Source organism: Rhodococcus sp. ARC_M5, assembly GCF_022810405.1.
Classification (GTDB): Bacteria; Actinomycetota; Actinomycetes; order Mycobacteriales; family Mycobacteriaceae; genus Rhodococcoides; species Rhodococcoides navarretei.
The window spans coordinates 117,210-130,605 of the sequence record NZ_JALGQE010000002.1 but is presented as its reverse complement, the minus strand read 5'-3'; the positions used below and the strand labels follow the sequence as shown (position 1 = coordinate 130,605).

Here is a 13,396-nt window from a genome sequence, read left to right as displayed (position 1 = left end):
TCCGACATGAGCAGCCTCGATACGACAACCCCCGCAGCAGGACCGGTTCGCCAGGCCACCGGGGTCGACGGAGCCAACATCGTCTACCGCGTCACCGGTGACCCTGCGGCGCGGCCCCTGATCCTGCTGCACGGGTGGGCGCAGAGCTCGGCGTGCTGGGGCGAGGGACTGCTGGCCGAGCTGGCGGAGCGCTACCGCGTTCTCGCGGTCGATCTCCGCGGACACGGCTACTCCGACGCCCCGGCGGCCGGTTACGACGATCCGAAGATCTGGGCGGGCGATGTCGACGCAGTGCTCGCCGCCGAGGGCATCACCGCCGACGCGGTGCTGCTGGGGTGGTCGTACGGCGGACTGGTGATCTGCGACTACCTCGCCGAACACGGCACGGGTGCGGTGGCGGGCATCGTGCTCGTCGGCGCGATCACCAGCATCGGCAGGGGAGAGGCAGGCGGCCGCGTCGGGACGGCCATGCGTGCGGCGATCCCCGGTGCGATGGCCGAGGAGCCCCGCGTCGCGATCAAGGCACTCGGAAGTTTCGGGCACGCGCTGACCGGGCCGACGGAAGGGAAGGGCACGGAGGCACAGGCGTTGTTCGGGTTGACGCTGGCCACGCGGCCACGGGTTCGTGCCGCCCTGTTCGATCGCGCAATCGGGCACGACGACCTGCTGCGCAGCCTGGACATCCCGGCGTTCGTGCTGCACGGAACCGAGGACACCGTCGTCGACGTCTCTGCCGGACGGCACGCCGCGGAGCTCATTCCCACGGCCGTCGCGTCGTACTGGGAAGGCGTCGATCACGGCCCGTTCGTCGCCGACCCGCAGCGATTCTTCACCGAGGTGTCCGAATTCGTCGACGGCCTCGATGGGTGACGAGCCGGGCCGTGAGATGGGGTAGTTATCGAGACGTAATGTGGAGGCGTGCACACTGATGAAGTGACTGGACGCCAGCTGAACAGGGTCGCTGTGTTGTCCTTGCATACCTCCCCGCTGGCGCAGCCGGGAACGGGCGATGCGGGCGGTATGAACGTCTACGTGCTGCAGAGCGCGAAAGAGCTGGCCAAGCGGGGCGTGGAGGTCGAGATCTTCACGCGCGCGACGGCGTCCACCGACGCTCCCGTCGTCGAGGCAGCTCCCGGCGTGCTGGTGCGCAACATCGTCGCTGGCCCGTTCGAGGGGTTGGACAAGCACGACCTCCCCACCCAGTTGTGCGCCTTCGCAGCCGGGGTGCTGCGTGAGGAAGCTCGGCACGAACCCGGCTACTACGATCTGGTGCACTCGCACTACTGGCTCTCGGGTCAGGTCGGCTGGCTGGCGCGCGATCGCTGGGGGGTGCCGCTGGTGCACACCGCGCACACGCTCGCTGCGGTCAAGAACGCGTCTCTGGCGCAGGGCGACTCGCCCGAGCCCGCCGCGCGTCAGATCGGTGAGCAGCAAGTGGTCGCCGAGGCGGACCGGCTGATCGCCAACACCACCGAGGAAGCGAAGTCTCTCGTCGAGATCTACGGGGCGCAGCAGAGTTCGATCGACGTGGTGGCGCCGGGAGCCGATCTTGCGCAATACAATCCGGGAGACAAGCTCGCGGCGCGCGCCGAACTGGGGTTGAATCCCGACGAGTCGATCGTGGCCTTCGTCGGACGTATCCAACCGCTCAAAGCCCCCGATGTGTTGATCGCTGCGGCGGCCGAAGTGCTGCAGCGCAATCCGACGACGCCACTGCGCGTCCTCATCGTCGGCGGCCCGTCCGGCAGCGGATTGGACCGACCCGACAGCCTCATCGATCTGGCCGAGAGCCTGGGAATCACCCCGCACGTGACGTTCATGCCGCCGCAACCGTCGGCGCGCCTCGCACAGGTCTACCGCGCCGCGGACATCGTCGCCGTGCCGAGCTACAACGAATCGTTCGGCCTGGTCGCGATCGAGGCCCAGGCCTGCGGAACTCCGGTCCTGGCCGCCGACGTCGGCGGGCTCGGCGTGGCGGTGCGATCGGGCGAGACCGGACGGCTGGTGCAGGGCCACCGCACCGAGGATTGGGCGGATGCTCTCGCGGGCATGTTCTCGGATCGAGCTGCATTGGCCGACATGGCGACCGCGGCACCGCGGCATGCCCGCAACTTCTCGTGGGAGCACACCGCCGACGGGCTCATCGAGAGCTACCGGCAGGCGAAGTTCCACTTCGATCGAGGCGAGGGGCCGAGCGAGTTCTCTCCGCGACGCGTCCGAGGATTGTCGAAACTACGCAGATCAGGAGCTGTGACTGCATGAGCGAGACCGCCGAACTGATCGACCGGGCGCTGAAGGAACGCGAGCTGGACTACACCCGGCGCGGCGACGTGTTCACCGTCGAACTGCCCGGGGAACGCAAGCTCAAGACGACGACGATGCTGACCGTCGGGCATCACGGAGTCCGCATCGAGGCGTTCGTCTGCCGCAAGCCCGACGAGAACTTCGAGGGCGTCTACAAGTACCTGCTGCGACGCAACCGTCGCCTCTACGGGGTTCACTACACGATCGACAAGGTCGGCGACATCTACCTCGTGGGCCGAATGTCGTTGCACGCCGTCAACGGTGACGAACTCGATCGCGTCCTGGGGCAGACACTGGAGGCCGCCGACGGCGACTTCAACGTGCTGCTCGAATTGGGATTCGCCGAGTCCATCAAACGCGAATGGGCGTGGCGCGTCTCGCGCGGCGAATCGTTGGCGAACCTGAAGGCATTCGAGCACCTGGTGGACAAGCGGGAAGCGTAACTCGCTCGAAATGGGTCGGAGCGGCTGTCGGTAACGTCCGGTTCCTAGCCTGAAGCAATGACCAGGCCAGAGGACGCTCGCCCACCGGTGTTGCAGATGTTCGGCTACGGCCTGCAACACATTCTCTCTATGTTCGGTGGCGTCATCGCCGTTCCCATCATCGTCGGGGGAGCGGCCGGACTCTCCGGGGCCGATCAGGCTCTGTTGATCTCGTGCGCGCTGTTCGTCAGCGGCGTGGCAACTGTGTTGCAAACGATCGGCATCCCGTTCTTCGGCTCGCAACTGCCGTTGGTGCAGGGCATTTCGTTTGCGTCGGTGTCGACGGTTCTCACGATCATCGGCAGTGCCGAGGACGGACGGACCGGACTGCGCACCGTGCTCGGTGCCGTTCTGGTGGCCGCGCTGATCGGTTTGGCGATCGCCCCGTTCTTCTCGAAGATCGTCCGGTTCTTCCCGCCGTTGGTGACCGGATGCATCATCACCGTCATCGGGCTGTCGTTGATGCCGGTGGCGGCACGCTGGATCACCGGCCAGGAGATGGTGGGCGGTGCGCCGAACCCGAACTATCTGGACCCCGGCAACATCGGGCTGGCGATGTTCACCCTCCTCGCCGTGCTGGTGATGACCAAGATCCCCGGGCTGTCGCGGTTGTCGATCCTGCTCGGACTGGTCGTCGGCACCATCGCGGCACTGATCGTCGGCAAGACCGACTTCGGCGGCGTCGCCGACGCGTCCGTGGTGGCCGTCCCGACACCCTTCGCCTTCGGGTCACCGATATTCGCCGTCGGCGCGATCGTGTCGATGACCATCGTCATCCTGGTGATCATGGTCGAGACCACCGCCGACATCCTCGCCGTCGGCGAAGTGGTCGGAACCGACGTCGACTCCAAGCGTGTCGGTGACGGCCTGCGTGCCGACATGGTGTCCTCCGCGGTCGCCCCGATCTTCAACACCTTCCCGGCCACGGCCTTCGCCCAGAACGTCGGCCTGGTCGCGATGACCGGCATCAAGAGCCGCTTCGTCGTCGCGGTGGGCGGCGGCGTGCTTGCGCTACTGGGCCTTTCACCGATCCTCGCGGCCGTCGTCGGGGTCGTCCCGCTTCCGGTTCTCGGCGGTGCGGGAATCGCACTGTTCGGAACCGTCGCCGCCAGCGGTATCCGCACCCTCGGCAAGGTGGACTACGACAACAACACCAACGTCGTCATCGTGGCGGTGACCTTGGCGTTCGGCCTCATACCTGTTGTCGCGAGCGACTTCTGGGACGAATTCCCGGACTGGTTCGTGACGATCTTCCACTCCGGAATCAGTGCCGCCAGCATCGTCGCGGTGGTGCTCAACGTATTCTTCAACGTAGTCAAGCCCGGTACGCCATCGAACCCATCGGTGGTGGCAGCGGGCCCCGCAGTGATGGTGCGTGAGGACGAAGCGAAGGTGCTCGGCGAAGGCGGAACCTTGCCCCACAAGGCTGTGCCCGAAGAGGCTGTGCCCGACAAGGCTGTGCCCGACAAGGATGCCTGAGTGAAATCCTGCGCGCCCCCGCGCGCACGAGTACCGTCCCGGACCAGAAGAAACACATCTAAATTGGAGGACATCTTGTCATTCGTCACCCGCACGAGCACGCGGAAGGCAGCACTCGGCGGCGTCGCGTCGCTCGGTGCCATCGCCCTGATCGCAGGCTGTGGATCTGCTCCCGAAGACGAAGGATCGGGCGGAGGCGGATCGAGTGACTTCCTGCCCTGCATGGTCTCCGACAGTGGCGGATTCGACGACAAGTCGTTCAACCAGCTCGGATTCGAGGGATTGACCGAGGCCTCCGAAGAGCTCGGCGTCGAGCCACGCACCGTGGAGTCCGCATCGCCGACCGACTACGGCCCCAACATCAACAACCTCGTCGATCAGGGCTGCAACCTCATCGTCACCGTCGGATTCGATCTGGCCGACGCCACCAAGGTGGCCGCCGAGGCCAACTCCGACATCGACTTCGCGATCATCGACGACTCCTCGATCGACCTGCCGAACGTCAAACCGCTGACCTACGACGCGTCGCAGTCCGCATTCCTCGCCGGCTACGCGGCCGCGAGCTACAGCACCACCGGTGTGGTCGGCACGTTCGGTGGATCGCAGCTGCCGACCGTCACCATCTTCATGGACGGCTTCGCCGACGGCGTGAACTACTTCAACGAGCAGAAGGGCGAGGAAGTCCGCGTCATCGGTTGGGACGTGCCCTCGCAGAACGGCTCGTTCACCGGTGGATTCACCGCCAACGAGGTCGCGAAGAACACCGCCCAGGGTCTGATCGACCAGAACGCGGACGTCATCTTCCCGGTCGGCGGTCCCATCTATCAGAGTGCGGCACAGGCCATTCGCGACTCCTCGCGTCCCGTCGCGCTCATCGGTGCCGACGCCGACGTCTTCGAATCCGACCCCTCGGTCGGTGACCTGCTGCTCACCTCGGTGACCAAGGGCCTCAAGACCAGCGTCGACGAGGTCGTCGCCAACTCCGGTGCCGATGCGTTCGACAACACTCCCTACGTGGGCACGCTCGAGAACGACGGAGTCGGTATCGCACCGTTCCACGATTTCGAGTCCGAGGTCGACCCCGCACTGCAGGGCGAGCTGGACACGATCAAGGCCGGCATCATCGACGGGTCCATCACCGTCGAGTCGCCGTCTGCACCCAAGTAGTTCATGAAGCTCGAACTTCGCGGAATCACCAAACGATTCGGTTCGTTGATCGCCAACGACCATATCGATCTGAGCGTCGAATCCGGCGAGATCCACTGCCTCCTCGGCGAGAACGGTGCAGGCAAGTCCACGTTGATGAACGTGCTCAGTGGCCTGTATCGCGCCGAGGAGGGCCAGATCCTGCTCGACGACGTCGAGCAGAACTTCGCCGGACCGGGCGAGGCCATGACCGCCGGAATCGGCATGGTGCATCAGCACTTCATGCTGATTCCGGTGTTCACCGTGGCCGAGAACATCGTGCTCGGTAACGAAACCACCTCGCTCGGTGGACGACTCGACCTCGTGGCAGCGCGAAAGCTGGTGCGCGAGATATCCGCGAGGTTCGGCTTCGATCTCGATCCCGATGCCCTCGTCGACGATCTTCCCGTCGGCGTGCAGCAGCGGGTCGAGATCGTCAAAGCACTCTCTCGTGAGGCGAAGGTGCTCGTGTTCGACGAGCCCACCGCCGTCCTGACGCCGCAGGAAACCGACGATCTGATGCGGATCATGCGGGAACTCGCGGCGTCGGGCACCACGATCGTGTTCATCACCCACAAGCTGCGCGAAGTGCGCGAAGTAGCCGACAAGATCACCGTCATCCGGCTCGGCAAGGTCGTCGGCGAAGCGAAGCCGACCGCCAGCAACACCGAGCTCGCTGCGTTGATGGTGGGACGAGATGTGCAGCTGACCGTTTCGAAGGACCCGGCCACGCCCGGTACTGCGGCGTTGGTGGTCGAGAACCTGTCGGTGTTCGACGCCCAGGGCAACAAGACCGTCGACGACGTCAGCCTCGAGGTGGCGGCGGGAGAGATCCTTGCCATCGCCGGGGTGCAGGGAAACGGTCAGACCGAATTGGTCGAAGCCCTACTCGGGTTGCAGGGCAACGTAACCGGCACGATCAGCCTCGACGGCAATTCGCTCGTCGGGGCGACAGTGCAGGACGTGCTCGACGCAGGCGTCGGTTTTGTGCCCGAGGATCGCACCGTCGACGGCCTGGTGGGCGAATTCTCCATCGCCGAGAACCTCATGCTCGATCGCTCCAACAGCATGCCGTTCGTGCGGCGCGGCGCCGTGCAACGTGAGTATCTCAGCCAGTTCGCGGCGGAGAAGCTCAGCGAATTCGACGTTCGCGCACCAGGGATCGGCACCGCGGTCGGACGGTTGTCCGGCGGCAACCAGCAGAAGGTGGTGCTCGCGCGAGAACTGAGCCGTGATCTGCGGCTGTTCGTCGCTGCGCAGCCGACTCGCGGAATCGACGTCGGGTCCATCGAATTCGTGCACAAGCGCATCGTCGCCACCCGGGATTCGGGGATCCCGGTCATCGTGGTGTCGAGCGAACTGGATGAGGTGGCCGCACTGGCCGACCGCATCGCCGTCATGTATCGAGGAGCAATCGTGGGAATCGTCCCCGGGGATACGTCCCGCGAAACACTCGGATTGATGATGGGCGGTGAGCGCGGTGAGTGAGGCCCAGCAGCCCTCGAAATCTCATGTCGTGTTGCGGCAGATCTTCACCGGAAGCGCCATCATCTCGGTTCTCGCGGTACTGCTCGCGCTGATCGTCGGTGCGGTGCTCATCGCAGCCACCAACTCGGGCGTGCAGGAATCGGCCGGGTACTTCTTCTCCCGTCCCTCGGACATGTTGACGGCGATCTGGGATTCCGTTGCCGGGGCGTACTCCTCGTTGTTCCAGGGTTCGGTGTACAACTTCCGTCGCCCCGGATTCGAGAACGGCATCAGGCCGTTGATGGAGACGCTGACGTTCGCGACCCCGCTGATCGTCGCGGGACTCGGTGTGGCACTGGCCTTTCGCGTCGGTATGTTCAACATCGGTGGTCGCGGTCAGATGCTGATCGCCGCAGCATGCGCAGGCTGGGTCGGTTTCGGAGTTAACCTGCCGGCCGGCATTCACCTGCTGGTCGCCGTTCTCGCCGGTGTCCTCGGCGGCGCGGTGTGGGGTGGCATCGCCGGATTCCTCAAGGCGCGCACCGGCGCTCACGAGGTGATCGTCACCATCATGCTCAACTACATCGCGTTCTATCTCGTCGCGTATCTGCTGCGTACCCCCGGCGCGCTGCAGGCACCGGGATCGAACAATCCCAAGACCGCGCCCATCGCGTCGACGGCGGTGTTTCCCAAGCTCTTCGGTGACCGCTACAGCCTGCACCTCGGATTCGTGCTGGTGATCTTCGTGACGATCGCGGTGTGGTGGCTGCTCGAGCGATCGAGTCTCGGATTCCGCTTCCGCGCCGTCGGCGAGAATCCGCACGCGTCTCGCGTCGCAGGCATGAACGTCAACCGGATCTACCTGTACGCGATGATCCTGTCGGGTGCCCTGGTCGGCTTGGCCGGAGTGGCGCAGGTGCTGGGCACCGTCACCACAGGCTTCAGTGCCGATATCGATGCCGGCATCGGATTCGACGCCATCACCGTCGCGTTGCTCGGCCGATCGAAACCGTGGGGCGTGTTCTTCGCGGGAATCCTGTTCGGCGCGTTCAAGGCCGGCGGGTTCGCAATGCAGGCAGCCGAAGGCGTACCCATCGACATCGTGCTCGTCGTGCAGTCGGTGATCGTGCTGTTCATCGCTGCGCCGCCCCTGGTCCGAGCCGTGTTCCGATTGCCCAGACCCGGTGAAGAGAAACTCGCGAAGGCCGAGACCGCGAAGGTGGGTGCACTGTGACCACCTCCGTCGACGCCCCCGCCGGGGCGGTACTCGGTCGCAGCTGGAAGGCCCCGTCGATTCTCGGGGTCGCGACACTGCTCGCTCTGGTGCTGTTCGTCGTCAACAAGGGCTCGGGGACAAGCACATTCGCGCTGGCGTCGGAGGACGACTTCTTCGCGCTGCCTGCTGTGGGTGTGCCGTCGTACGGCACCGGTCTCGTCGTGGTCGTACTGCTGGCCGTGGTCACCGCCTACTCGTCGCTGCTGGCCTCGCAGTACCGCTCGACGCCCCTGTGGCTGTCGGCAGTGTTCGCCGTGCTGTTCGTGTTCGGATTCCTGGCCTGGGCCGCGGACGGCGAAACCATCCCCGTGCCCGGGTTGCTCATCGGGGCTGTCGCGCTGAGCACCCCGTTGATCTTCGGAGCCATGGGCGGCGTGATCTCCGAACGCGTCGGCGTCATCAACATCGCCATCGAAGGTCAGTTGCTCGCAGGTGCTTTCGTCAGCGCCGTCGTCGCGTCGATCACCGGCTCCGCCTATGTCGCGCTTCTCGCCGCCCTGGTCGCGGGCGCGTTGACGGCGTCCCTGTTGGCGGTGTTCTCGATCCGCTACTTCGTCAATCAGGTCATCGTCGGTGTGGTGCTCAACGTGCTGGTCGTCGGACTGACGAGCTTCCTGTATTCGGTGGTGCTCACCAAGAACGCCGAGACACTGAACTCACCACCGCGCTTCGCGCGCATCGACATTCCGGTGCTCTCGCAGATTCCGATTCTCGGTCCGGTGCTGTTCCGGCAGACGCTGATCGTGTACCTGATGTACATCGCCGTCGCGCTCGTGTTCTTCGGACTGTTCCACACCAAGTGGGGTCTGCGACTGCGTGCCGTGGGCGAGCATCCGCAAGCTGCCGACACCGTCGGAATCAACGTCGCCCGCACACGATTCTGGAACGTCTGCCTCGCCGGTGCCATCGCCGGTCTCGGTGGCGCGTACTTCACGCTCGGCTCGGTCGGAGCGTTCGGCAAGGAGATGACGGCCGGTGCCGGCTACATCGCTCTCGCCGCCGTGATCTTCGGTCGCTGGGATCCGGTACGCGCGACGCTGGCCGCGCTGCTCTTCGGATTCGCGTCGAATCTGCAGAACGTGCTGGGCATCATCGGGTCTCCGGTCCCCAGTGAGTTCATGCTGATGTTGCCGTACGTGGTGACCATTTTCGCCGTCGCGGGCCTGGTGGGCCACGTCCGAGGGCCGGCCGCGGCGGGCAAACCGTATGCGTCCCGAAGTTAGCGCCCGCGCTACCTGACTCACCGGTAGGGTCGCTGTCCGTTGTGACCGCTTTCACTGTAGGGTTCGGTCATTGTTGCCGCAGTTTTTCGAAGGAGAGCCATGAGCTTCCGCAGTCCCTTTCCCGATGTCGAGATTCCCGAACTCAGCGTCTACGACTTCCTGTTCGGCTCCATCGCCGAGTCCGACCTCGACAAGCCTGCACTGATCGACGGCACCTCGGGTGACGTCACCACCTACAAGACGCTGATCGGTCAGATCGACGCGATCGCAGGTGCGCTGGCTGCGCGTGGACTCGAGGTCGGTGACGTCGTCGGACTCCACTCGCCGAACGTGCCCGCGTTCGCGTCCGTGCTGCACGGGATCCTGCGCGCAGGCGGAACCGCCACGACGATCAACGCGCTGTACACCGCCGAGGACATCGCCAAGCAGCTCACCGGCTCGGGCGCGAAGTTCCTGTTCACCGTCTCGCCGCTGTACCCGCAGGCCAAGGCAGCCGCGGAGAAGGTCGGCATCGACGCCGATCACGTGATCGTGCTCGATGGTGCCGAGGGCCACCCCAACCTGCGCGATCTGCTCACCCAGGGTGCGCCTGCCCCCGAGGTCTCGTTCGATCCGGCCACGCACGTCGCAGTGCTGCCGTACTCGTCCGGCACGACGGGTGTGCCGAAGGGCGTCATCCTCACCCACCGCAACCTCGTCGCGAACGTGGCACAGATGGAACCGCGCGTGGGTATCGACAGCGACGACGCCATTCTGGCGCTGCTGCCGTTCTTCCACATCTACGGCCTGACCGTGCTGCTCAACATCGCTCTGAAGCTGCGTGCGCACCTGGTGACGATGCCGAAGTTCGATCTCGTCGAATTCCTGCGGATCATTCAGGATCAGAAGCTGACCTACCTGTTCATCGCACCGCCGGTGGCCGTCGCGCTCGCCAAGCATCCGATGATCGACGAATACGACCTGTCCAGCGTGCACACCGTCTTCTCGGGTGCCGCACCGTTGGACGAGGAACTGGGCAAGGCCGTCGCCAAGCGTCTGAACACACGGGTGCGTCAGGGCTACGGCATGAGCGAGCTCAGCCCCGTCAGCCACGCCATCCCGTTCGATCGCGACGACATGCGGCTCAGCTCGGTCGGCCAGCCGCTGGCGAACACCGAGAACAAGCTCGTCGACCCGGGTACCGGCAACGAGATCGACCTGCCCACAGAGGGATTGAGCGAGCCGGGCGAGCTGTGGGTCAAGGGACCGAACGTGATGGTCGGGTACCTGAACAACCCCACCGCCACCGCGGAAACCCTGGACTCCGACGGTTACCTGCACACCGGCGACATCGCCGTCGTCGATCCCGAGGGTGTCGTCTACATCGTCGACCGCCTCAAGGAACTGATCAAGTACAAGGGGTACCAGGTGCCCCCGGCCGAGCTCGAAGCCCTGCTGCTCACGCACGAAGAGGTCGCCGACGCCGCCGTCATCGGTGTGCTCGACGACGAGGGCGAGGAAATCCCCAAGGCATTCGTCGTCCGCCAGCAGGGTGCCACCATCGACGAGGAAGGCATCATCGCCTTCGTCGCCGAGCGCGTGTCGCCGCACAAGAAGGTACGACGCGTCGAGTTCATCGACATCGTCCCGAAGTCTGCAGCGGGCAAGATTCTGCGTAAGGACCTGAGGGCCGCGGAGACCGGAAAGTAGCTCGTCGATTCGACGGTCGCGCCCCTCACCATGTTCGACGGTGGGGGGCGCGACCGTGTCAGACGGGCTGGCTCATCGCGTGGTGTCGAACGGCGCTGGCGTACTTCTCCAGGGTGATCAACGGTGGCCGGTCGACGAGCGAGAGCGGTGCGACGGTCGTGGAGAGTTGATTTCCGGCTGTTGCGAACGTGGTGAATCCAGCACCCGAGTCGTGCAGGCCCAACCGCGAGAACATCGTGGCGATGATCTGGCGGCTCATGACAGCAAGTTCGGAGGTCGGCCGGTTTCGGTGCCGACGGGTCCCGAGGCCGATCTGTCCGATCGCGGCCCCGCCGAGGCGGTGGTAGGTGTCCAGCAGCAGACCGATTTCGACACCGTAGCCGGGGGCGAACCGGAGGGATTCCAACAGTTGCCTGGTAGCGGCGTATTCGCCGCCCAGCGGTTGGAACACTCCCGCGAGTTCCGGAACCAGCGCGGTCAACAGGGGCCGTACCGTCAGCTGAGTGACTCGGCCGCCGCCGTCCTCGTCGGTGCTGTCGCCGATCGTCAGTGGACGGCGGTAGAACCCCTTCACCAGCTCGATGTCCTCTGTCATCAGCAACGGGCCGACCAACGCGGGAACGAAGTGCGAACCCGGCTCCACCAGATCGGAATCCACGAACACCACGATGTCGCCCGAGGTGGCCGCCACTCCTCGCCACAGGACTTCACCCTTGCCGCGAACGACGGGTACGCCCGGGAGCGCCTCCTCCCTGGACACCACGGTGGCACCGGCGCTGCGCGCTCGTTGCGCTGTGCGATCGGACGATCCCGAATCCAGTACGACCAACTCGTCGATCAGGCTGTCCAGGTGCGGACTCATCGACGAGATGACGCCGGCGACGGTGTCCTCCTCGTCGAGCGCCGGGAGCACAACGGACACCGTCCGACCCCGCTTGGCCCGAACGAGGTCTGCGACCGGCCACGGAGGTCGGACCCAGGTGGCGGCAAGAGCGGGTGTGCCGACAGCGTCGAATCGGTTCATCGAGTTTCCTTCGTTGTCGCGCGATACGTCACGGATTCAGCGGGTGCCCGTCGGCAGGTCCATGGATGGCGCGATCACCGACCACGCGTCGTGCAGATCCTGTTCCCAGTAGGCCCATGAGTGGGTTCCGGTGGGTCGAAAGTTGTAGGTGGCCGCGATGTTCAGCTCCTGTAGCCGTTGCTGCATCTGTCGGGAACAGTTGTCCGTGGTCGCTTCGATGACCGCGCCGACGGCCAACTGCTGCGCGAGCTTGCCGTAGTCGCTCCCGATGCCGGGGCCACCGGGCACGTCGAATGCACCCGGAGCTCCCGTCCCGCTCGATATGTAGACGGCGATGCCGCGCAGACCCTCTGCATGGACGTAGGGGTCGTTGGCCGCCCAGCCGTCACTGCCGGGAGGACCCCACATGTTCGTGGTCGATCCACCGCCGCGGGCTTCGACAACGGATCTGACATACATCGCACCGACCGGGTCGCTGGTGCGCGCGCAACCGCTGAACGAGGAGACCGAGCGATACACCGAAGGATGAGCGATCGCGAGCTGAAGTACCGACGTTCCGGCCATCGAGATACCGGCGACCGAATTGACACCGTTGGTGTCGAGCAGCGTGTTCATCAGCGGTGGAAGTTCGAGACCGAGGAACGTGGACCACTTGTTTCGGCCCAGCACCGGGTCGTCTCGCAACCAGTCGGTGTAGTAGCTGGCCGCACCACCCCGCGGCACCACGACGTTGACGTTCTTGGCTCCGAAGAATCCGGCGATGTCGGTCTGATCGAACCAACTGCTTCCGCCGTCTCCGCCGGCGGCACCGTTGAGCAGGTAGAGGGTGGGCGCACCGGACGCGTCTGCCCGGAACACGTCGATGGTGATCTCGCGGTCCATCGCAGCGGAGTGAACCTGCACGACGTCGCGGCGTACACCGACGCTGTCGACGGCGACGATCGACGACTCCGGGCCTGCCGTGGCCACAGCGGCTGAGCCCGACATGAGCACGACGACGGTCACGAGCACGCCGAGAGCCGACACCGTCGCCTGGCGAAGGCGAAATCGACTGCGCATCAACCGTTCCTGACATCGAGGGAGCAGCGCCCAGCACGGGATACGGCGGGCGCGATGTGTCACCGACGGTAGAGCGAATCACTGCGATCGACAACAATGCTGACGATCCTTCATTTCTGACACAGATATCCCGCGAATTGTTGTCGATTTTCCAGAATGCCCGTCGACGGGGTTTCTTCGATTCGGCTCGAATGATGCACTGACTCCT

General features: G+C 65.1%; 11 protein-coding genes. 9 read left to right on the top strand and 2 right to left on the bottom strand.

The window, feature by feature from the left end:
* The first annotated feature begins 6 nt into the window (after positions 1-6).
* The 9 genes from MTX34_RS03955 (at position 7) to MTX34_RS03915 (ending at position 11,105) form a co-directional block, all read left to right on the top strand.
* A complete protein-coding gene (locus MTX34_RS03955; protein WP_243596468.1) occupies positions 7-870 on the top strand; it encodes an alpha/beta fold hydrolase in 864 nt (287 codons plus the stop codon).
* A gap of 63 nt (positions 871-933) precedes the next feature.
* Positions 934-2,262, top strand: coding sequence for a D-inositol-3-phosphate glycosyltransferase (gene mshA / locus MTX34_RS03950; RefSeq protein WP_243608533.1), 1,329 nt, complete (start codon positions 934-936; stop codon positions 2,260-2,262).
* The gene (locus MTX34_RS03945; RefSeq protein ID WP_243596466.1) at positions 2,259-2,747 is read left to right on the top strand and encodes a YbjN domain-containing protein; all 489 of its coding nucleotides are present in this window, start codon (positions 2,259-2,261) and stop codon (positions 2,745-2,747) included. The genes mshA and MTX34_RS03945 overlap by 4 nt, the downstream gene beginning before the upstream one ends.
* 57 nt (positions 2,748-2,804) lie before the next feature.
* Positions 2,805-4,265: a nucleobase:cation symporter-2 family protein gene (locus tag MTX34_RS03940; RefSeq protein ID WP_243608532.1), complete on the top strand. Its 1,461-nt coding sequence runs from the start codon at positions 2,805-2,807 to the stop codon at positions 4,263-4,265.
* 75 nt (positions 4,266-4,340) lie between these two features.
* Positions 4,341-5,432 (top strand): BMP family protein, encoded by a 1,092-nt coding sequence (locus tag MTX34_RS03935; protein WP_243596464.1) that lies wholly within the window; start codon positions 4,341-4,343, stop codon positions 5,430-5,432.
* Between the two features lie 3 nt (positions 5,433-5,435).
* Positions 5,436-6,938, top strand: a complete 1,503-nt coding sequence (locus tag MTX34_RS03930) for an ABC transporter ATP-binding protein (RefSeq protein ID WP_243608531.1) — start codon at positions 5,436-5,438, stop codon at positions 6,936-6,938.
* A complete protein-coding gene (locus MTX34_RS03925) occupies positions 6,922-8,151 on the top strand; it encodes an ABC transporter permease (RefSeq protein ID WP_243608530.1) in 1,230 nt (409 codons plus the stop codon). The genes MTX34_RS03930 and MTX34_RS03925 overlap by 17 nt, the downstream gene beginning before the upstream one ends.
* A complete protein-coding gene (locus MTX34_RS03920; protein WP_243596461.1) occupies positions 8,148-9,416 on the top strand; it encodes an ABC transporter permease in 1,269 nt (422 codons plus the stop codon). Before MTX34_RS03925 ends, MTX34_RS03920 begins: the two co-directional genes overlap by 4 nt.
* A gap of 99 nt (positions 9,417-9,515) precedes the next feature.
* Positions 9,516-11,105: an AMP-binding protein gene (locus tag MTX34_RS03915; RefSeq protein ID WP_243596460.1), complete on the top strand. Its 1,590-nt coding sequence runs from the start codon at positions 9,516-9,518 to the stop codon at positions 11,103-11,105.
* Between the two features lie 58 nt (positions 11,106-11,163).
* On the opposite strand, the gene MTX34_RS03910 is transcribed toward MTX34_RS03915, so the two are convergent.
* Together MTX34_RS03910 and MTX34_RS03905 are read right to left on the bottom strand one after the other, a co-directional pair.
* Entirely contained in the window at positions 11,164-12,129 is a 966-nt protein-coding gene (locus tag MTX34_RS03910) for a glucosyl-3-phosphoglycerate synthase (protein WP_243608529.1), read from the bottom strand.
* 36 nt (positions 12,130-12,165) lie between these two features.
* Positions 12,166-13,188: an alpha/beta hydrolase family protein gene (locus tag MTX34_RS03905; RefSeq protein WP_243608528.1), complete on the bottom strand. Its 1,023-nt coding sequence runs from the start codon at positions 13,186-13,188 to the stop codon at positions 12,166-12,168.
* Positions 13,189-13,396 lie beyond the last annotated feature (208 nt).